Source organism: Gulosibacter sediminis (assembly GCF_030011715.1).
Taxonomy (GTDB): domain Bacteria; phylum Actinomycetota; class Actinomycetes; order Actinomycetales; family Microbacteriaceae; genus Gulosibacter; species Gulosibacter sediminis.
The window spans coordinates 1-19238 of record NZ_JASCYH010000016.1; the positions used below are offsets into that span (position 1 = coordinate 1).

The following is a 19238-nucleotide window of genomic DNA, read 5'->3' on the forward strand; positions in this document are numbered from 1 at the left end:
CACCGCCTTGCCGCGCGCGGCGGGTGAGCCCCGCGCCGATCATCGGCGGGCTCGCGCTGCAGGGCGACGTGCGCGAGCACGCCCGGATGCTCGAGCAGCTCGGCGTGCGGGTGCGGCTCGTGCGCACCCCGGCCGAGCTCGCCGAGGTCGACGCGCTTGTGCTGCCGGGCGGCGAGTCGAGCACGATCGACAAGCTCTCGCGCATCTTCGAGGTGACCGAACCGATTCGCGCGCGCATCGCCAAGGGGATGCCCGTGCTCGGCACCTGCGCGGGCCTGATTCTGCTCGCCGACCGCATCACCGACGCGGCCCCGGGGCAGCAGACGTTCGGTGGCCTCGACGTCACCGTGCAGCGCAACGCCTTTGGCTCGCAGCTCGACTCGTTCGAGGCCGAGGTCGCGTCGCCGATCGAGGGGGAAGAACCGGCGACGGTCGCCTTTATTCGCGCGCCCATCGTCGTCGAGGTCGGCGAGCGGGCCGAGGCACTTGCTAGCGTTACGGGCGACCGGGTCGTCGCGGTGCGGCAGGACAATCTGCTTGGCATCTCGTTCCACCCCGAGGTGACCGGCGATACGAGCTGGCACCGCCACTTCCTCGAACTCGTCGAGGAGGCCCGCTAACCGACCCCGAGGAGCCGCGCGTGACGCCGACGATCGATACCACGTTTACCCAGATTCGTGAGCTCGTAAGCACGTCACCCACCGCGTTCCACGCTGCCGAGGAGGTGGCCCGGCAGCTGACGCTGGCCGGTTTCACCCGGCTCGAGGAAACCGACGAGTGGCACCTCGCGGCGGGCGGCTACGTCGTCGTCCGCGACGGCGCCGTCACCGCCTGGGTGCTTCCCGAGCACGGTGCGGCCGCCGCGCCAGTGCATCTCGTCGGCGCGCACACCGACTCGCCCGGCTTCCGGCTCAAGCCAAGCCCCGCATCCGCCCGCGAGGGCTGGCAGACGGTCGGCGTTGAGGTTTATGGTGGCCCGCTGCTCAACTCGTGGCTCGACCGCGACCTCCGCGTCGGGGCGCGGCTCGCCCTCGCCGACGGCAGCACCGTGCTCGCCCATACGGCCGACGGGGTCGCGCGCATCCCGCAGCTCGCGGTGCACCTCGACCGCGGCGTCAACGCCGACGGCGTCAAGCTCGATCGCCAGCAGCACACCCGGCCCATCGTCGGCCTCGACACCGCCGGCCAGCTCGTCGATGCGCTCGCCGCATCGGCCTCGGTCGACCCCGCCGCGGTCGTCGCGCTCGACGGCTTTGTGGTCGACGCGCAGGCGCCCGCGCGCATCGGCCTCGAGTCGAACCTGCTCGCGTCGGGCCGACTCGACAACCTTGTCAGCGTGCACGCCGGGCTGCGCGCGCTCATGTCGGCGACGAACCCCCAGGGCGCAATCCCGATGCTCGCCGCGTTCGACCACGAAGAGGTCGGTTCGGCCTCGCGCACGGGCGCGGCCGGGCCGTTCCTCGAGGACGTGCTCGCGCGCATCCGCGCCGGGCTCGGCGCGGAGGTCGAGACCGTGAAGCGCGCCAACGCCGCGAGCTGGAGCATCTCGAGTGATGTCGGCCACGCCGTGCACCCGAACTACCCGAGCCATCACGGCGACGAGGTGCGCCCCCACGCCGGCCGTGGGCCGATCCTCAAGATCAACGCCGACCAGCGGTACACGACGGACGCGGCGGGCGAGGCACTCTGGCACGGTCTGTCGACGCGCGCCGGGGTGCCGGTGCAGCGATTCGTCTCGCGCAACTCGATTCCTTCGGGGTCGACCATCGGCCCGATCTCGGCCACCCGGCTCGGCTTCCGCACCGTCGACGTCGGCATCCCGATCCTGTCGATGCACTCGGCACGCGAGCTCGCCTCGCTCGAGGATGTGCTCGGCCTTGAGCGTGTCCTGCGCGAGTTCTTGGGCCAGTCGTAAGCGGAGGGCGGGCTCGGCCCGCTAAAATGAAGCGTTCAGCAAGCGCAATCGATTCAGGGGGAACCAATGTCGGGTCACTCCAAGTGGGCAACTACCAAGCACAAGAAGGCCGTTATCGACGCCAAGCGCGCGAAGGCCTTCGCTAAGTACATCAAGGTGATCGAGGTTGCCGCGCGTACTGGCGGCCCCGACCCCGACGGCAACCCCGCGCTCGCCGATGCGATTCAGCGCGCCAAGAAGATCTCGGTGCCGAACGACAACATCGACCGTGCCGTCAAGCGCGGCGGCGGCCTTACCGGTGAAGTCGTCTCGTACGACAGCATCATGTACGAGGCCTACGCTCAGGGCGGCGTCGCAATGCTCATCGAGTGTCTGACCGACAACCGCAACCGTGCGGCCGCCGAAACGCGCCTCGCCGTGACGCGGTCGGGCGGCACCATGGCCGACCCGGGCTCGGTCGCGTTCAACTTCGAGCGCAAGGGCGTCATCGAGGTCGCAAAGCGCTCCGGCGAGCCGAGCGAAGACGACATCCTGCTCGCCGGCCTCGACGCCGGCCTTGAAGAGGTCATCGACCACGGCGAGGCGTTTGAACTGCGCACCGAGGCCACCGACCTCGTCGCCGTCCGCACCGCGCTGCAGGAGGCCGGCATCGACTACGAGTCGGCCGAGGCGGAATTTGTCGCGAACGTGCTCGTGCCGGTCGACCTCGAGACCGCGAAGAAGGTGCTCGGCGTGATTGACGCGGTCGAAGACCTCGACGACGTGCAGAACGTCTACACGAACATGGAGATCCCGAGCGACGTGCAGGAGCAGCTCGACGCTGAATAGCGGCGAGCGATCCCGCGTGGCCCAACGCATCCTCGGCATCGATCCCGGTCTCACCCGTTGTGGGGCCGGGATCGTCGACGTTGGCCAGGCGCGTCGGGTCGACCTCGTGCACGTCGAGGTCATCCGCACGCCCACCGACGCCGAGCTCCAGCCGCGGCTCGGGCTCATCGGAGTCGCGGTCGAGCGGCTACTCGACGAGTATCGTCCCGACGCGGTGTCGATCGAGCGCGTCTTCGCCGAGCAACGCAACCTCAACACCGTCATGGGCGTTGCACAGGTGACCGGCATCGTGATCCGCGAGGCGCACCGCCGTGGCATCGACGCCGAACTGCACACCCCATCCGAAGTCAAGGCGGCCGTGTCGGGCTACGGCAACGCCGACAAGGTCCAGGTGCAGCGCATGGTGCAGCGCATCCTGCGCCTGGATGCGCCGCCGAAGCCCGCCGATGCCGCCGACGCCCTCGCGCTCGCCATCTGCGCCGCGTGGCAGTCACCGCTCGCCCGCGTGCGCCCAGAGCAGCGCAGCCACGGCTCCGGGCTCGGGCAGGTAAAGCCCGTCAGTGGCGCCACGCCGGCGCAGGAAGCTTGGCTCGCCGCCGAGCGTTCCGCGAATTCGGGTCGCCGACGCCTACGCTGAATTAGTGATTTCTCAGCTCACCGGAACGGTGTCCTACGTCGGCGCCACGCGCGCCATCATCACGGTCGGTGGCGTCGGATTCGATGTGCTCGTCACCGCGACGCACGCGCTCGAGCTGCGCGTCGGCGCCGAGCTCACGCTGACCTGCACGCTCATCGTGCGTGAGGACTCGCTGACGCTCTACGGTTTCCGGGATGCGCGCGAGCGCGAAGTTTTCGGGTTGCTCACGTCGGTCACGGGCGTCGGCCCGAAGTCGGCAATGGGCGTGCTCGCGCAGCTGCGACCCGACGAACTCGCGACGGCGGTCGAGAACGAAGACCTCGCGGTCTTCAAGAAGGTCTCGGGCGTCGGCCCGAAGACGGCAAAGCTCATCACGGTGCAGCTCAAGGGCAAGCTCGTGGGTGTCACCGTTTCGGGGACCACCGGGGGAGCCACGGTCTCCGGTTCGACCCGCGACGACGTGGTTGAGGCACTCGTCGGACTCGGCACGCCACAGAAACAGGCGCAGGAGGCCGTCGAGCGTGCGAGCGAGGGCGCCGCCGGGGTCGACGTGCCCATGCTGCTTCGCGCCGCGCTACGAGAGCTCGGCGGTGCGCGATGACCCAGAGCCCGCTCGACGCGCAACGGAACGACGGCGAACTCGAGTTTGAGTCGACGCTGCGTCCGCGGCTGCTCGACGAATTTATCGGCCAGGAGAAGGTGCGCGAGCAGCTGCACCTGCTGCTGCGGGCCGCGGAGCTGCAGCACCGCACGCCAGATCACATCCTGCTTGCGGGCCCGCCCGGACTCGGCAAGACGACCCTCGCGATGATCGTGGGCCAAGAGACAGGGCAGGCGCTGCGACTCACCTCGGGGCCGGCGCTGCAGAACGCGGGCGACCTCGCGGCTGTGCTCTCGAGCATGGTGCCGGGCGAGGTGCTGTTCATCGACGAGATTCACCGCATGGCCCGCACTGCCGAGGAAATGCTCTATCTCGCGATGGAGGACTTTCGCATCGACATCATGGTCGGCAAGGGCGCTGGGGCACAGTCGGTGCCGCTCGAGCTCGCGCCGTTCACCGTGGTCGGCGCGACCACCCGATCGGGTTTGCTGCCCGCGCCGCTGCGCGACCGCTTTGGCTTCACGGCGCACCTCGAGTTCTACGCCGACAACGAGCTCGAGCGAGTGCTGACGCGCACCGCGCGGCTGCTCGACCTCGACGCGCGGCCGGGCGCGCTCGACGTGCTCGCGTCGCGCTCGCGCGGCACGCCTCGTATCGCGAACCGGCTGCTGCGTCGCGTGCGCGACTACGCGCTTGTGCACGACCGCCCGATGGACGACGTTGCAGTGAGCGAGGCCCTCGCCCTCTACGACGTCGACAGTCTCGGCCTCGACCGACTCGACCGGGCGGTGCTTGACACGCTTATCCGGCGCTTCGAGGGCGGGCCGGTCGGTGTGCGCACGCTCGCCGTCACGGTGGGCGAGGAAGCCGATACCGTTGAGGCCGTGGTCGAGCCGTTCCTTGTCCGCGCAGGGCTCATTGCGAGAACCCAGCGGGGCCGCATCGCGACACCTGCCGCCTACGACCACCTGGGCGTACGGCCTGGTGCCCTATAATCGTCACGTTTGTCGAGCATTCGGCTCGCTGCGCGATCCGCACCCCACACGAATATTTCTGGAGTCACTTTATGGAACCCATGCTCGTCCTTCCCCTGCTGCTGCTCGTCGTCATGATGGTCTTCATGTGGCGGAGCAACAAGAAGCGGCAGGCGCAGCAGCAGGAGATGCGTCAGCAGCTCGTGCCCGGCACCGAGGTCATGACCCAGGCCGGTATTTACGGCACCATCGTCGACATGGACGAAGCCAACAACGTCGTCACCATTGAGAGCGGCCCGGGCACCCAGTTGCGCGTGCACTCGGCGACCATCGTCAACGTCGTGACGCCGACCGTGCCGGACGACGCCTCGTCGCTGACCGGTGAGGAGTCGGCCGACGACTTCAGCGAGCAGCTGGACGCAGAGACTGTCTCGCCCACCGACGCCGACACCTCGCTCGAGGCCGACTCGCGCTACGACGTCGACCCGGAGTCGACCGACGACGACGCTGCCGACGACGGCCGTTCGAAGCTCTAACCACGAAATTCAGCGCCGCGTCCGCGGCGTGAAAGGCACGATTCTTGGCAACCTCGAAACGATCCTCGCAGGCGGTGCGGGGAGCCAAATCCACGCTGCTCTGGTTCGGCATCATTCTCATCGTGCTCGGCGGCCTGAACTGGGCCTCTGTCGCGTTCCAGAATGGGCAGTGGACCCCGAAGCTCGCCCTCGACCTTGAAGGCGGCACCCAGGTGGTGCTCGCGGCGCAGCTCCAGGAGGGTGCTGCCGCGCCCTCGGGCGACCAGATGGCGCAGGCCGCGTCGATAATCCGACAGCGCGTGGATGCCTCGGGCATCTCCGAGGCCGAGGTGACGACGCAGGGCGGCACGAATATCGTCGTGTCCGTTCCCGGTGAGCTCGACGCCGAGACCCAGAACCGGATCGAGTCGAGCGCCAAGCTCGAGTTCCGGCCCGTGCTCTACACCGACTCGGCCTCGAACGTGCAGGTCGTCAAGCCCGAAGACTTCGGTATGGAGAGCTTCAACGCGACGCCGACCATCGAACCGACCGATGGCTCTGACGTCGCCCAGCTCACCGACCAGCTCTTCGCCGACTTCCTCGCGTTCGACTGCGCCGACGTCATGAACGAGTCCGCGGCCGCCGACCCCGAGCAACCGATGATCGCCTGCGACGAGAGTGGCACCGAGAAGTTCGTGCTCGGGCCCGTCGAGATCTCGGGCGAGCACATCAGCGACGCCACCTCGAGCATGGTCACGAACCAGCAGGGCGTCGCGACCGGCCAGTGGGGCGTCAACCTGCAGTTCGACGCGACCGGCACTGCCGAGTTCCGTGCGGTGACCGAGCGCCTTGTCGCGATCGGCTCCACCGTCGACGCGACGACCGGCACGGCCGACACCACGCGTTCGCGCTTCGCAGTGACGCTCGACGGCAACGTCATCGTTGCGCCGACGGCCAACGCGGTGATTACCGACGGCAAGGCACAGATCACCGGTAGCTTCACCGAGCAGTCGGCAAAGGACCTCGCCGACCAGCTCAAGTTCGGCGCGCTGCCGTTCAGCTTCCAGACCCAATCCACCCAGACCATCTCGGCGACGCTCGGCACCTGGCAGCTCCAGGCCGGTCTCATCGCCGGCGCGATCGGTCTGCTGCTCGTGCTGCTCTACTCGCTGCTGCAGTACCGTCTGCTCGGCCTCGTGACGATGGCTTCGCTCGTGTCGCTCGCGGTCGTGTCGTACCTCGTCGTCACGCTGCTGTCGAACCAGGAGGGCTACCGCCTGTCGCTCGCCGGCGTCGCAGGGCTGATCATCGCGATTGGTATTACTGCCGACTCGTTCATTGTCTACTTCGAGCGAATCAAGGATGAACTGCGTGAGGGCCGCTCGCTGCCGTCGTCGGTCGAGCGAGGTTGGTCGCGCGCGATCCGCACGATCCTCGCCTCGGATGCGGTGAACCTGCTCGTCGCCATCGTGCTGTTCTTCGTCGCGGTCGGCAACGTGCGCGGCTTCGCCATCACGCTCGGCATCACCACGCTCATCGACCTCTTCGTCGTGACGATGTTCACGCATCCGCTCATGCGCCTGCTCGCGACCACGAAGTTCTTCGGCGGCGGGCACCCCGCGTCGGGGCTCGACCCGCGCGCCCTGGGGGCCGCCTACCGCGGCCGGGGCGAGTTCCGCCGCTCGGCACAGGTAAAGAAGACGAAGGTTCAGACCTCCGCGAAGGAGGCCGAGCGCCGCCAGTCGCTGGCGGAGCGCAAGGCCGCTGAGGCCGCAGCGAAGGGGGAGAAGTAATGAAGCGCTTCACGCAGTGGGGTAACGACCTCTACACCGGCGAGACCTCGATTGGCTTTGTCCGCCGCCGCAACACCTGGTTCATCATCGGGATCGTGCTGATCTGCCTTTCGGTGGCATCGCCGTTCCTGCGGGGTGGCTTCAACTTCGGCATCGAGTTCACCGGGGGCTCCGAGTTTCAGGTCAGCGCGCCGACGACCCAAGACCAGACGCTCGCGACCGAAGACGCTGCCGCCTACAGCGAGACGCCCGCGCGTGTGCAGCTGCTCGGCGACGGCTCGATCCGCGTGCAGACCGACACGCTGACGCAAGAAGAGAACAACGCGCTGCGCGCCGACCTGGCTGAGTCGTACGGCACCACCGTCGAGCATGTCGCCGTGTCGACGATCGGCCCGTCGTGGGGTGCCGACATCACGCGACAGATGGTCATCGGCATCATCGTGTTCCTTGTACTCGCGGCCGCCCTCATGTCGTTCTACTTCCGCACCTGGAAGATGGCTGTGGCCGCGATCCTCGCGCTGTTCCACGACCTCATCGTGACGGCGGGGGTGTACGCGCTCACCGGGGTGGAGATCACGCCGGCGGCGGTCATCGGCTTCCTGACGATCCTCGGCTATTCGCTCTACGACACCGTCGTGGTGTTCGACAAGGTACGCGAGAACACGAAGAACTACGGTCCGGGCAGCGCCCGCACGTTCGCAGAATCGGTGAACCTCGCGATCAACCAGACCCTCGTGCGTTCAATCAACACCTCGGTCGTCGCGCTCCTGCCCGTCATGGCGATTCTCTTCATCGGTGCGTTTGTCATGGGCGCCGGTACGCTTCGCGACATTTCGCTCGCGCTGTTCATCGGCATCCTCGTCGGCGCGCTCTCGACGATCTTCCTCGCGGGCCCGCTTTACTCGGCCCTGCGTGCGCGTGAGCCCAAGATCCGCGAGACCGACGCCGAGATTCGCCGCCGACGCGACGCGGGCATCGAGCCCGACGCGGAGCCCGAGCATGAGGACGACGACGCCGACGGCGAACCGGCCCGCCCCGAGCGCGAGAACGACGGCGCTCAGGTATAAACTCGCAATTCTAGGTACCTCGCGGTGGCGGGGTGGTGAGGAAAGGCGGGCGGGATGAGCGAAGCGAGTTCGCTGTCGATGCGTCGGCTCGTGCCGCGGATCTTTACGAAGTCGGCGTCAGCGCCCGCGATTGAGCGGCTCGTGCGCGTCCTGCGGGGCCACGACTCGCGAGCCGATATCGGCCTCGTGCAACGTGCCTATGAGGTCGCCGTTCGCTCTCACGAGGGGCAGTTCCGCCGCAGCGGCGAGCCCTACATCACCCACCCCATCGCCGTCGCCGAGATCCTCGCGGGGCTCGGCATCGGCCCCGTCACGATCGCCGCTGCCCTCCTCCACGACACGGTGGAGGACACCGACTACTCGCTCGATCAGCTCCGCGAGGAGTTCGGTGACGAGATCGCGATGCTCGTCGACGGCGTCACGAAGCTCGACAAAGTCACCTATGGCGACGCTGCGCAGGCGGAGACGGTCCGCAAGATGATCGTCGCGATGTCGAAAGACATCCGTGTGCTCGTCATCAAGCTCGCCGACCGGCTCCACAATGCCCGCACGTGGGGCTTCATGCCGCCCGAGAAGGCACAGAAGAAGGCCACCGAGACCCTCGAGATCTACGCGCCCCTCGCGCATCGCATGGGTATTCAGGCGATGAAGAACGAGCTCGAGGAACTCTCGTTCGCGGTGCTGCACCCCAAGATCTACTCCGAGATCGAACACCTCGTGAAGGATCGCCAGCCGCAACGGCAGCGCTACCTCGACCGAGTGATGAAAGAGGTCCGCGGCGACTTGCGCGATATGCGGGTGCGTGGCCAGGTGAACGGGCGCCCGAAGGAGCTCTACTCGATTTACCAGAAGATGGTGGTGCGCGGCCGCGACTTTGACGAGATCTATGACCTCGTGGCGATCCGCATCATCGTCGACACGGTGCGCGACTGCTACGCCGTGCTCGGCGCGATCCACGCCCGCTGGACCCCGATGCCTGGCCGGTTTAAGGACTACATCGCGACGCCCAAGTTCAACCTCTACCAGTCGCTCCACACGACCGTGATCGGGCCCGACGGCAAGGCCGTCGAGATCCAGATTCGCACCCACGAGATGCACCAGCGCGCCGAATTCGGTGTTGCCGCGCACTGGCTCTACAAGCAGAACATGCAGAACGGCCAGTCGGCGCGAGGCTCGGGTGTGACGAGCGAGATGGCCTGGCTCGAGCGCATCAACGATTGGCAGCAAGAGACGAGCGACTCCGACGAGTTCCTCGACTCACTCCGCTTCGAGATCGGGGCGAAGGAGGTCTACGTATTCACGCCGCAGGGCAAGGTCATCGGCCTGCCGCAGTCGGCGACGCCGGTCGACTTCGCATACGCGATTCACACCGATGTCGGGCACCGCACGATGGGCGCGAAAGTTAATGGCCGACTCGTGCCGCTCGAGACGAAGCTGCAGAACGGCGACACTGTCGAAATCTTCACTTCGAAGAACCCGGATGCGGGGCCCAAGCAGGACTGGCTCGCGTTCGTCGCGTCGCCGCGGGCCCGAAACAAGATCCGCCAGTGGTTCTCGAAGGAGCGCCGCGACGAGGCGATCGAGCTCGGCAAGGAGCAGGTCGCCAAGGAGATGCGCAAGGTCAACATGCCGATGACCCGCGACATCGTGCAGGAAGCCTTCGAAACCGTGTCCTCGACGCTGCGCTACGTCGACGTCTCGGGGCTCTATGCAGCCGTGGGCGAGGGCCATGTGTCGGCGAAGTCGGTCATCGAGAAGATCCAAAACGAGCTCAGCGCCGACCAGGACGTCGATGAGGAACTCAGCGACCTCCACATCACGGGCAGCCCGATCAACCAGCCGGCCGTGAGCGACTCCGGCGTGCTCGTGCGCGGCTCACCCGACATCCTCGTCAAGGTCGCGAAGTGCTGCACGCCCGTTCCCGGGGACGAAATTGTCGGCTTCATCACGCGTGGCCAGGGGGTCTCGGTGCACCGCACTGACTGCCGCAACGTTACCTCGCTCGAGCTGCAGCCCGAGCGCATGATCGACGTCGAGTGGGCCGCGAGCTCCAAGGCCGTGTTCCTCGTGAACATCCAAGTCGAGGCGCTCGACCGAGGCGGGCTACTCAGCGACATCAGCCGCGTGCTGTCGGAGCATCACGTGAACATCCTCTCGGCGACGGTGCACACCTCGCGCGACCGGCTGGCGATCTCGAAGTTCTCATTCCAGATGGGCGACACGACGCACCTCGACCGGCTGCTCGGGGCGGTGCGGCACATCGATGGCATCTACGACGTCTATCGCGTGCACACCGGGTAGTCCGGCGATCAGCGCGAGCGCGTCGGCGAACTGGCCGGCTTCGAGGGCGTCGAGGATTGTGCGCCGTGGGCTCGTGATGGTGAGTTGCGCGAGTCGGCGCACCTCGTGCGGCGCGTAGCTGCCGAAGCGAGGCACGACGCCGGGTAAATCAAGGGTTGAGCGCCAACTGCGCCGCGTCACCTCGACGGTGTCGGGCGCACCGCCCCCGAGGTAAACCCAACGCGCGGCCGCGCCGCTGACGACGCGGCCGTCGTGGCGCACCGGCCAGAGGCTTCGGGCTCGGTCGCGGAGCGTCGGGCGTTCGTCGAGCGCGAGATAGAACTCGAAGCCAGGGATGCCGTGGCGAGCGATTTCGCCCTCGCGCCACATCAGCTGTAGCTCGGTCGGGGTGAAGTCGTCGAGTTCGGCGGGGGAGATGGAATCCATGCCCGCATCTTGCCGGAAAGACAGCTGTGCCGGGCCGTGTTGTCCACAGCCCGGCACAAGCCTCTAACGGGAGTCTCAGCCCTCGATGGCGCGCAGCCACGCCTGGCGGGCGGCCAGCGCCTCCTCGGCGTCCTTGAGGCGCTTCGGGTTGCCCGACTCCTTCGCGGCTACCACGTCGGCCTCGAGCTTCGCGATTGCGTCGTGGAGCTGCGAGGTCATGCCCGACTGGCGGGCCTGCTTCTCGGGGTTCGAGTTGGCCCAGTGGTCGTCATCCAGCTTGCGCACGTGCGACTCGATGCGGCGCAGTTGATCCTCGACGTCGCGGAAGCGGTCACGCGGCACGCGGCCAACCGCATCCCAGCGGTCCTGCACCTGGTTCAGACGCTCGCGTGCCTGGCGGCGGTCGGTGATGTCAAGAATCGGCTTGGCGTCGTCGAGGATCGCGAGCTTGAGCGTCAGGTTCTCCTGGTACTCGGCGTCGTCCTGGGCGTCGACCTCGGCCTTGGCCTGGTAGAGCACGTCGCCCGCGGCCTTGAACTTCGCCCACAGGGCGTCGTCGTGCTTGCGGCCAGCACGGCCGACGGTCTTCCACTCGTCGAGCAGCCGGCGGTACTCCGGCACGCCGTCGGCGCCCTTCGGTGCGAGGGCGTCGGCTCGGGCGATGATGTCCTGCTTCGCGTCGCGGGCCGAGCGGTGCTCGCTGTCGAGGTGTGCGAAGAACTTGCGACGCTCGGTGTCGAGGGTCGTGCGGGCGACCCGGAAACGCTTCCAGAGGGCGTTCGCGTCGGCCTTCGGCAGGCGCGGGCCGGTCTTCTGGTGGTCCTGCCATTTCGCGAAGAGCTCCTCGACCTTGGCCGAGGTCTGCTTCCACTGAATCGAGCTCGGGTCCTGCGCAGCGAGCGTCTCGGCCTCAACGACGATCGACTCGCGGTACGTCATCGCCTCGCTGACGGCCTCGCGGTGCTCCTCCTGCTGCTTCTCGCCGAGTTCGGCGACCTCGCCGCCGAGCGCGTCGAGGCGGGTGCGTAGCGCGGCGAAGTCGCCGACGGCGCTTGCGCCCTCGAGCTGACCACGCAGGGCCTTCACCGAGCGGGCGATGTCATTCGGGTTGGCGCCGGCCTTAGAGCGCTGCTCAAGCAGCGACACCTGCGCGGCGAGGTCGTCGAACTTGCGCACGAAGTAGTCGAGTGCTTCCTGCGGGGTGCCGTCGGGGTACTGACCCACCTGGCGTTCCTGTCCGTCCTCGGTTACGAAAACCGTCCCGTCGGCTTCAACTCGGCCAAATGGGTGTTCGGGCAGTCCAGTCATGTTGGGGAATTCCTTGATCGTCATCGATGGAATGGAGACTCAGCAGAGTCTTGGCGGTACCGCAATGGTATTGCATGGTGGTGGGCGGGCTTGACCCCGGTTCGTTGGCTATTCGACGGTGATGTCGGTGATGACGGCGGGCGCGAGGGGCGTGCCATCGCCGGTGGAGCCGCTCGAGGGGTCGACGCCCTCATCGACGATCTGCGCCTGCAGTTCGTCGAGTCCGCTCGTGACCTGGCCGATCACCGAGTAGCCGGGTGCGGGCAGCTCGGTGTCTTCGTACACGATGAAGAACTGCGAACCCATCGAGTCCTCAGCCTGGCTGCGCGCCATCGCGAGGGTGCCAGCGGGGTAGACCCCGTCCTCGGGCACGTTCTCGAGCGGACCGAACTCATAGCCCGGGCCCCCGGTGCCCGTGCCGGTCGGGTCGCCGCACTGGAGCACGTAGAGGCCCTCGGTCGTGAGACGGTGGCACGAGGTCTCGTCGAAGTAGTCCTTCTGCGCGAGGTCGAGGAGGTTCGCCGTCGCCTGCGGCGCGTTGACGCCGTCGAGGGTGATGCCGAGCTCGAAGGCGCCGTCGTTAAAGTCGATCGTGCCGGTCCACTCGCGGTCCTCGGCGATCGAGGGGTCGGGCACCGCGGCAGCCGACGTCGCGGTCTCGCCCGGTGCGGTCGACTCGGCGGCCGGAGCGGCAGCGAAGCCGCCGGTCGTGGTGAACGCGACTTGCCCACCGACTGCGACGAGGGCGGCGACGACCAGGGCGATGATGCCCTTGCGGTTGTCGGTGCGGCGGCGGTCAGTCTGCACGTCGTGCACGACAACTCGTGCCTCGTGCTCGCGCTGACGGCGACGCATTTCCTTCGCGTTCTCTGCCACGGTTCTCCTTCGGCTGGGCATTCGACCCATGCAGCTTACTAACATTAGTGACGATGACTGGTCAGGTGACGCTTGGAAGCGACGGTGTCGCGCCGCTTGCTGCGCGCATGCGGCCGCGGGATCTCGATGAGGTAGTGGGGCAAGAGCACCTGCTGCGGCCGGGGTCGCCGCTGCGGCGGCTCGCGAGCGCCGAGGCGGCGGACAACGCTGGCACCTCGGTGATTCTTTGGGGACCGCCCGGCACCGGCAAGACGACGATCGCGCAGGCGCTGGCCAACAGCGGCGGGCGGCGGTTCGTGCAGCTCTCCGCGATCTCGGCGGGAGTGAAGGACGTTCGGGCCGTCATGGACGAGGCCCTGCGTCAGCGCGACTTCTACGACGAAGGCACTGTGCTCTTCCTCGATGAGATCCACCGCTTTACTAAGGCACAGCAGGATGCGCTGCTGCCGGGGGTCGAGCAGGGCTGGGTCACGCTCGTGGCCGCGACGACCGAAAACCCGTCGTTCTCAGTGATCTCGCCGCTGCTCTCCCGCTCGCTGCTGCTCACGCTGCGCTCGCTCGACGATGCCGATCTGGCCGGGCTGCTTGATCGCGCCGTGAGCGACAAGCGCGGGCTCGACGGCGCCGTCGGCCTCGACGAGGATGCTCGGGCTGCGATCGTGCGCATGGCGAGCGGGGATGCGCGGCGCGCGCTGACGACGCTGGAAGCCGCAGCCGCCGGGGCACAGGCGTCCGAGCATCCGACCATCACTGCCGAGGATGTCGAGAGCGCGAGCGACCAGGCACTGCTGCGGTACGACCGGCAAGGCGACGAGCACTACGACGTCATCTCGGCGTTCATCAAGTCGATTCGCGGCTCCGACCCCGACGCGGCCCTGCACTACCTCGCGCGCATGATCGTCGCGGGGGAGGACCCCCGCTTTATCGCGCGGCGCCTGATGATCTCGGCCTCGGAGGACATCGGCATGGCCGACCCGCAGGCCATGGTGATCGCGGAGTCGGTGGCGAGCACCGTCGCGCTCATCGGTATGCCAGAGGGGCAGATTCCGCTCGCGAACGCGACCGTCTATCTGGCGACCGCGCCAAAGTCGAACGCCTCGTACACCGGCATCGGCGCCGCGATCGCCGACGTGAAGGCAGGCAACGCGGGGCGCGTGCCGATGCACCTGCGCGATGCCCACTACCCGGGCGCGAAGCGGCTCGGCCACGGTAAGGGCTACGCGTATCCGCACGATGACCCAATCGGCGTCGTCGAACAGCAATACCTGCCCGACACCCTGCGGGATCGCGTCTACTATTCGCCGACCGAGCACGGCTGGGAGCGGGAAATCACGCAGCGGCTCGATAAACTGCGCCGCATCACCCGCGGGGACGCGGGCTAAGCGCGTGCCGTGGTAAGCTAGATCGGTTCATTTGACGCCTCGTCCACAGGGAGAGGCGGAGAGCACTATTTGTCTGCACGCTCACGCGTGTCATGCGAACATCAGAAAGGAAGACTTCGTGTCGAAGAAGTCGCGTACCCGTTCGAAGGTGCGTCTGTCGCGCGCCCTCGGCGTTGCACTTACCCCCAAGGCCGCCCGTCTCATGGAGAAGCGTCCCTACGCTCCTGGTGAACACGGCCGCACCCGCCGCAAGACCGACAGTGACTACGCTGTCCGCCTGCGCGAGAAGCAGCGTCTGCGCGCCCAGTATGGCCTGCGCGAGAAGCAGCTTCAGATCGTCTTCTCGGAGGCTCGCCGCAGCGCCGGCCTGACCGGTGAGAACCTCGTCGAGCTGCTCGAGCAGCGCCTCGACGCCCTCGTCGTGCGTGCCGGCTTCGCCCGCACCACCGCGCAGGCGCGTCAGCTCGTCGTGCACCGCCACATCCTCGTCGACGGCAAGATCGTCGACCGCCCCTCGTTCCGCGTGCAGCCGGGCCAGACCATCGGCGTCAAGTCGCGCTCGGAAGACCTCGAGATCTTCCAGGTTGCCGCTGCCGGTGGCCACGCCGAGGTGCTCCCGGCCGTGCCGGGTTACCTCGAGGTGCAGCTCGACAAGCTCCAGGCGAAGCTCGTGCGTCGCCCGAAGCGCGAAGAGGTGCCCATCACCTGTGAGGTCCAGCTCGTCGTTGAGTACTACTCGGGCCGCTAAGCGTCCCGAGCGGTCCTCGACCGCCCGCTAGCATAGAGAGCGGATCGCCCACCGGCGATCCGCTCTCGTCATTTCAGGTTCAGGAGAATTTCGCTATGTCAGGTGGTGACATCGCCGGGCTGATCGCTGCGGGCGCGTTCCTGCTACTCGTCGTGCTGCTTGCGGTGCCGATCATCAAGCTCGGTCGAGTGCTCGACGAAGTTCGCCGCGGTGTCGGCGACTCGGTCGACAGCATCACGCCGACGCTGGTTGAGACGCAAGAGACCATGCGTGAGACGAACCGCCAGCTCGCGAAGGTCGACGCGATCACCGAACAGGTGCACGAGACCACCAGTAATGTGAACTCGCTTGTCGCGCTAACCGCCGCCACGGTCGGTGGCCCGCTCATCAAGCTGGCGGGCTTCTCCGCCGCCGCGGCGGCCGGGTTCCGCGCGTTGAAGCCGCAGCGCGGCTCGCGCAAGAAGTAGTCACTTTCCTCCGTCGTCCCTTCAAGGAGCTCATCGCACTATGCGTAACGTCGTTCGTTCCGTCGCACTCGTCGTCGGAGGCGTCGCCGCTGGCTTCGCCCTTGCCCACTTCATGAACTCGACGCCCCGAGGCCGCGCCGCGTTCGCCGCGGTGAACGAGTTCACCGCCGACTTCACCGAGGCGGTCAAGCAGGGTTACGAGGCCCGCACCGAAGCCATCTACGCCGCCATCGAAGCTAACGAAAAGTAAGAGTCCCGCACAGCCATGCTCACCGCCGAAATCAAGCGCCGCTTCCTCTCCTACTTTGAGGAGCGCGGCCACACCGTCGTCCCCTCCGCCTCGCTCGTCAGCGACGACCCCACGGTCATGTTCACGATCGCCGGCATGGTGCCGTTCATTCCATACATGACCGGCATGGTGCCAGCGCCGTACCCGCGTGCGACGAGCGTGCAGAAGTGCATCCGCACGAACGACATCGAGGAAGTCGGCAAGACACCACGCCACGGCACTTTCTTCCAGATGGGTGGCAACTTCTCGTTCGGCGACTACTTCAAGCGCGAGGCGATCGAGTTCGCCTACACGCTCCTCACCAAGCCCCAGTCCGAGGGCGGCTTTGGTTTCAACCACGAAGACCTCTGGGTCACCGTGTACAAGGGCGATGACGAGGCGTACGACGCCTGGCTCGAGCTTTCCGAGATCCCGGCCGAACGCATCCAGCGCCTCGGCGAGGACACGAACTACTGGTCTGCTGGTAAGCCCGGCGGCCCCGCCGGTCCCGACTCGGAGATCTTCTTCGACCGCGGCCCCGCCTACGGCGTCGACGGCGGACCCGCGACCGATGACGACCGCTACGTCGAGATCTGGAACCTCGTGTTCATGCAGTACGAGCGAGGCGCCGACAACGGTGACGGCACGTTCGAGCTGCGCGGCGAGCTGCCGCAGCGCAACATTGACACCGGCATCGGCATCGAGCGCATCGCGTTCCTGCTGCAGGGCGTCGACAACATGTACGAGACCGACCAGGTGCGCCCCGTGCTCGACCGCGCGAGCGAGATGGCCGGCCGAAGCTACGGCGCGAACCACGAGGACGACGTGCGCCTGCGCGTCGTCGCCGACCACGTGCGCTCGTCGCTCATGCTCATCAGCGACGGCGTCCAGCCGAGCAACGAGGGCCGCGGGTACATCCTGCGCCGCCTGCTGCGCCGCGTCGTGCGCAACATGCGCCTCCTTGGCGTTGAGACGGCGACCTTCCCCGAGCTGTTTCCGGTGTCGATGCAAGCCATGCGCGACGCCTACCCCGAGGTCGAGGCCGATTTCGACCGCATCAGCCGCATCGCCTGTGGCGAAGAGGTCACGTTCCTGCGCACCCTCGCGCAGGGCAACACGATCTTCGACGAGGCCGTGGCCAAAGCGAGCCAGGCGGGTTCGTCGGTGCTCGACGGAGAAACCGCGTTCAAGCTGCACGACACCTTCGGATTCCCAATCGATCTCACGCTCGAGATGGCCGAGGAGTCGTGCCTGCACGTGAACCGCGACAAGTTCGACGAGCTGATGCGGGCGCAAGTCGAGCGCGCGAAGGCGGATGCTCGGGCGCGCCGTTCGGCGCTTGCTGACCTCAGCGTCTACAGCGACTTCCGCGCGCTCGGCGAGACCGCGTTTGTTGGCTACGACCAGCTCGAGACCGAGTCCGAGGTGCTCGGCATCATCGTCGACGGCGTGAGCGTGCAGGAGGCCGCGGCCGGCCAGACGGCCGAGCTCATCCTCGGTGAAACGACGCTCTACGCCGAGGCCGGTGGCCAGGACGCCGACCAAGGCTGGCTGCGCTCGCCCTCGGGCGGGTTCACTTCGCGCGTGCTCGACGTGCAGAAGCCCGTGCCGGGCCTCATCGCGCACACCGTTGAGGTCACGCAGGGCACGATCGGGGTCGGCGAGCGCGTCGAGTCGGTCGTCGACGCGGTCTACCGCCGCCAGGCCTCCGAGGCCCACACCGCGACCCACCTCATCCACGCCGCCCTGCGCGACACACTCGGCGGGGATGCGCACCAGACCGGTTCATATAACAAAGCCGGCTACATGCGCCTCGACTTCTCGTGGAACGACGCGCTCTCGAGCGAGACGCGTAGCGAGATCGAGGAGATCGCGAACGGCGCCGTGCGCCGCGACTACGAGGTCATCACCCGCGAGATGGCGCTCGACGAGGCGAAGGAGCTCGGCGCCCGCGCCCTCTTCGGCGAGAAGTATGGCGACCGGGTGCGCATGGTCGAGATCGGCGGCGCGTGGTCGCGCGAGCTCTGCGGTGGCACCCACGTCGACACGTCGGCGCAGGTTGGCATCGTCAACCTCATCGGTGAGTCAAGCGTGGGCGCGACGAACCGCCGCGTCGAGGCGCTCGTTGGCCGCAACGCCTTTGCCGAGTTCGCGACCGAGCGCGCGCTCGTCCGCGAACTTTCGAGCGGCCTGCGCGTGCCGCGGGAGCAGGTGACTACCCGCGTCAACGACCTGCTCGCCGACCTGAAGCAGGCGCAGAAACGCATTGCCGAGCTCGAGACGCAGCAGCTGCGCGCGCGCATCCCCGAACTCCTCGCAGGCGGTACCCGAGTGGGCAATGTGACGTTCATCGGCGCGTGGATCGGCGCTGTGGGCAGCGCCGACGACGTGCGCACCCTCGCGCTTGAACTGCGCGAGCGCGCCGGCAGCGAAGCTGTCGTCGTGGCGCTCGTCGGTCAGGCTGGCGAGAAGCCTTCGGTCGTCGTCGCCACGAACCAAGCCGCGCGCGACGCCGGCGCGAACGCTGGCGCCCTCGTCAAGGTCGCCTCGGGCGCGCTGGGCGGCGGCGGCGGCGGGAAGCCGGATGTCGCCCAGGGTGGCGGCCAGGACGCGTCAAAGCACGAGGACGCGCTCGCCGCGATCCGCGCGGCCCTGCAGGCCAACTAGTGCGCCGCGGCGTTCGCTTCGCCGTCGACGTCGGTAAAGCCCGCATCGGGGTCGCCCGCAGCGACCCCGATGGGCTGCTCGCCGTGCCCGTCGAAACGGTGAAGCGCGACCTCGAAGGTGACACGCACATCCGCCGACTCGTCGAACTCGTCGACGAGTACTCGGTGATGGAGGTCATCGTCGGTCACCCGCTCAACCTGCGCGGCGAGTCGACGCCCTCGACCGAGGATGCGATCGGCGTTGCGCGCGAGCTCGCGGCCGCGATGACAGCACCCGTGCGGCTGCTCGACGAGCGCCTTACGACGGTGTCGGCGGCGAAGCAGTTCCGCGCGAGCGGCAAACAGGCGTCGCGCTCGCGTGACCAAATCGACCAAGCCGCGGCAGTAGTACTGTTGCAAGACGCACTTGACCGGGAACGCTCGAGCGGAATGCCGCCGGGCGCCGCACTCGACTAATCCGCGAGGA

Annotated in this window: 19 protein-coding genes; 16 read left to right on the plus strand and 3 right to left on the minus strand. The window is 67.6% G+C overall.

The window, feature by feature from the left end; translation table 11 throughout:
* The first annotated feature begins 23 nt into the window (after positions 1 to 23).
* The 10 genes from pdxT (at position 24) to QM019_RS07025 (ending at position 10631) form a co-directional block, all read left to right on the plus strand.
* The gene (gene pdxT, locus QM019_RS06980; RefSeq protein ID WP_282852435.1) at positions 24 to 620 is read left to right on the plus strand and encodes a pyridoxal 5'-phosphate synthase glutaminase subunit PdxT; all 597 of its coding nucleotides are present in this window, start codon (positions 24 to 26) and stop codon (positions 618 to 620) included.
* 20 nt (positions 621 to 640) lie between these two features.
* Positions 641 to 1915 carry a M18 family aminopeptidase gene (locus QM019_RS06985; protein WP_282852407.1) on the plus strand — a complete coding sequence of 425 codons (1275 nt, stop codon included), beginning with the start codon at positions 641 to 643 and terminating at the stop codon, positions 1913 to 1915.
* Positions 1916 to 1981: 66 nt separating this feature from the next.
* On the plus strand, positions 1982 to 2743 hold the full coding sequence (locus QM019_RS06990; RefSeq protein WP_125105825.1) for a YebC/PmpR family DNA-binding transcriptional regulator: 762 nt from the start codon (positions 1982 to 1984) through the stop codon (positions 2741 to 2743).
* Positions 2744 to 2759: 16 nt separating this feature from the next.
* The gene (gene ruvC / locus QM019_RS06995; RefSeq protein ID WP_282852408.1) at positions 2760 to 3380 is read left to right on the plus strand and encodes a crossover junction endodeoxyribonuclease RuvC; all 621 of its coding nucleotides are present in this window, start codon (positions 2760 to 2762) and stop codon (positions 3378 to 3380) included.
* A 4-nt stretch (positions 3381 to 3384) separates the two neighbouring features.
* A complete protein-coding gene (gene ruvA / locus QM019_RS07000) occupies positions 3385 to 3981 on the plus strand; it encodes a Holliday junction branch migration protein RuvA (protein WP_282852409.1) in 597 nt (198 codons plus the stop codon).
* The gene (gene ruvB, locus QM019_RS07005) at positions 3978 to 4976 is read left to right on the plus strand and encodes a Holliday junction branch migration DNA helicase RuvB (RefSeq protein ID WP_282825387.1); all 999 of its coding nucleotides are present in this window, start codon (positions 3978 to 3980) and stop codon (positions 4974 to 4976) included. Before ruvA ends, ruvB begins: the two co-directional genes overlap by 4 nt.
* An 80-nt stretch (positions 4977 to 5056) precedes the next feature.
* Positions 5057 to 5491: a preprotein translocase subunit YajC gene (yajC, locus tag QM019_RS07010; RefSeq protein ID WP_164509674.1), complete on the plus strand. Its 435-nt coding sequence runs from the start codon at positions 5057 to 5059 to the stop codon at positions 5489 to 5491.
* 44 nt (positions 5492 to 5535) lie between these two features.
* Positions 5536 to 7263, plus strand: a complete 1728-nt coding sequence (secD, locus tag QM019_RS07015) for a protein translocase subunit SecD (protein ID WP_282825390.1) — start codon at positions 5536 to 5538, stop codon at positions 7261 to 7263.
* Complete coding sequence (gene secF / locus QM019_RS07020; protein WP_282852410.1) at positions 7263 to 8330, plus strand: protein translocase subunit SecF; 1068 nt, start codon at positions 7263 to 7265, stop codon at positions 8328 to 8330. Before secD ends, secF begins: the two co-directional genes overlap by 1 nt.
* 54 nt (positions 8331 to 8384) lie before the next feature.
* Positions 8385 to 10631: a RelA/SpoT family protein gene (locus QM019_RS07025; protein ID WP_282852411.1), complete on the plus strand. Its 2247-nt coding sequence runs from the start codon at positions 8385 to 8387 to the stop codon at positions 10629 to 10631.
* Here the strand turns inward: QM019_RS07025 and QM019_RS07030 are convergent.
* The 3 genes from QM019_RS07030 to QM019_RS07040 all read right to left on the minus strand — a co-directional run bounded on the left by QM019_RS07030 (position 10533) and on the right by QM019_RS07040 (position 13241).
* The gene (locus QM019_RS07030; protein WP_282852412.1) at positions 10533 to 11057 is read right to left on the minus strand and encodes a hypothetical protein; all 525 of its coding nucleotides are present in this window, start codon (positions 11055 to 11057) and stop codon (positions 10533 to 10535) included. The two genes, QM019_RS07025 and QM019_RS07030, sit on opposite strands and share 99 nt — an antisense overlap.
* A 75-nt stretch (positions 11058 to 11132) precedes the next feature.
* On the minus strand, positions 11133 to 12389 hold the full coding sequence (locus QM019_RS07035; protein ID WP_282852414.1) for a DUF349 domain-containing protein: 1257 nt from the start codon (positions 12387 to 12389) through the stop codon (positions 11133 to 11135).
* Positions 12390 to 12473: 84 nt separating this feature from the next.
* Positions 12474 to 13241 (minus strand): peptidylprolyl isomerase, encoded by a 768-nt coding sequence (locus QM019_RS07040; RefSeq protein WP_282852415.1) that lies wholly within the window; start codon positions 13239 to 13241, stop codon positions 12474 to 12476.
* A 53-nt stretch (positions 13242 to 13294) separates the two neighbouring features.
* On the opposite strand from QM019_RS07040, the gene QM019_RS07045 reads away from it, so the two are divergent.
* The 6 genes from QM019_RS07045 to ruvX all read left to right on the plus strand — a co-directional run bounded on the left by QM019_RS07045 (position 13295) and on the right by ruvX (position 19228).
* Positions 13295 to 14623, plus strand: a complete 1329-nt coding sequence (locus QM019_RS07045) for a replication-associated recombination protein A (RefSeq protein WP_282825402.1) — start codon at positions 13295 to 13297, stop codon at positions 14621 to 14623.
* Between the two features lie 118 nt (positions 14624 to 14741).
* Positions 14742 to 15371: a 30S ribosomal protein S4 gene (gene rpsD, locus QM019_RS07050; RefSeq protein WP_125105833.1), complete on the plus strand. Its 630-nt coding sequence runs from the start codon at positions 14742 to 14744 to the stop codon at positions 15369 to 15371.
* A gap of 95 nt (positions 15372 to 15466) precedes the next feature.
* Positions 15467 to 15838 (plus strand): DUF948 domain-containing protein, encoded by a 372-nt coding sequence (locus tag QM019_RS07055; RefSeq protein WP_193127788.1) that lies wholly within the window; start codon positions 15467 to 15469, stop codon positions 15836 to 15838.
* Positions 15839 to 15878: 40 nt separating this feature from the next.
* The gene (locus QM019_RS07060) at positions 15879 to 16088 is read left to right on the plus strand and encodes a Na+ dependent nucleoside transporter N-terminal domain-containing protein (protein ID WP_193127789.1); all 210 of its coding nucleotides are present in this window, start codon (positions 15879 to 15881) and stop codon (positions 16086 to 16088) included.
* A 15-nt stretch (positions 16089 to 16103) separates the two neighbouring features.
* Positions 16104 to 18773 carry an alanine--tRNA ligase gene (alaS, locus tag QM019_RS07065; protein ID WP_282852416.1) on the plus strand — a complete coding sequence of 890 codons (2670 nt, stop codon included), beginning with the start codon at positions 16104 to 16106 and terminating at the stop codon, positions 18771 to 18773.
* Positions 18773 to 19228 carry a Holliday junction resolvase RuvX gene (gene ruvX / locus QM019_RS07070; protein ID WP_282825410.1) on the plus strand — a complete coding sequence of 152 codons (456 nt, stop codon included), beginning with the start codon at positions 18773 to 18775 and terminating at the stop codon, positions 19226 to 19228. Before alaS ends, ruvX begins: the two co-directional genes overlap by 1 nt.
* Positions 19229 to 19238: the final 10 nt, after the last annotated feature.

Excerpts from the sequence above, each read along its gene's own strand:
- ruvB (WP_282825387.1), top strand. The coding sequence starts at position 3,978 with ATGACCCAGAGCCCGCTCGACGCGCAACGGAACGACGGCGAACTCGAG.
- QM019_RS07030 (WP_282852412.1), bottom strand. The coding sequence starts at position 11,057 with ATGGATTCCATCTCCCCCGCCGAACTCGACGACTTCACCCCGACCGAG.
- yajC (WP_164509674.1), top strand. The coding sequence starts at position 5,057 with ATGCTCGTCCTTCCCCTGCTGCTGCTCGTCGTCATGATGGTCTTCATG.
- QM019_RS07055 (WP_193127788.1), top strand. The coding sequence starts at position 15,467 with ATGTCAGGTGGTGACATCGCCGGGCTGATCGCTGCGGGCGCGTTCCTG.
- QM019_RS07060 (WP_193127789.1), top strand. The coding sequence starts at position 15,879 with ATGCGTAACGTCGTTCGTTCCGTCGCACTCGTCGTCGGAGGCGTCGCC.
- alaS (WP_282852416.1), top strand. The coding sequence starts at position 16,104 with ATGCTCACCGCCGAAATCAAGCGCCGCTTCCTCTCCTACTTTGAGGAG.
- QM019_RS06990 (WP_125105825.1), top strand. The coding sequence starts at position 1,982 with ATGTCGGGTCACTCCAAGTGGGCAACTACCAAGCACAAGAAGGCCGTT.
- QM019_RS07035 (WP_282852414.1), bottom strand. The coding sequence starts at position 12,389 with ATGACGATCAAGGAATTCCCCAACATGACTGGACTGCCCGAACACCCA.
- QM019_RS07025 (WP_282852411.1), top strand. The coding sequence starts at position 8,385 with ATGAGCGAAGCGAGTTCGCTGTCGATGCGTCGGCTCGTGCCGCGGATC.
- secF (WP_282852410.1), top strand. The coding sequence starts at position 7,263 with ATGAAGCGCTTCACGCAGTGGGGTAACGACCTCTACACCGGCGAGACC.
- QM019_RS07045 (WP_282825402.1), top strand. The coding sequence starts at position 13,295 with ATGACTGGTCAGGTGACGCTTGGAAGCGACGGTGTCGCGCCGCTTGCT.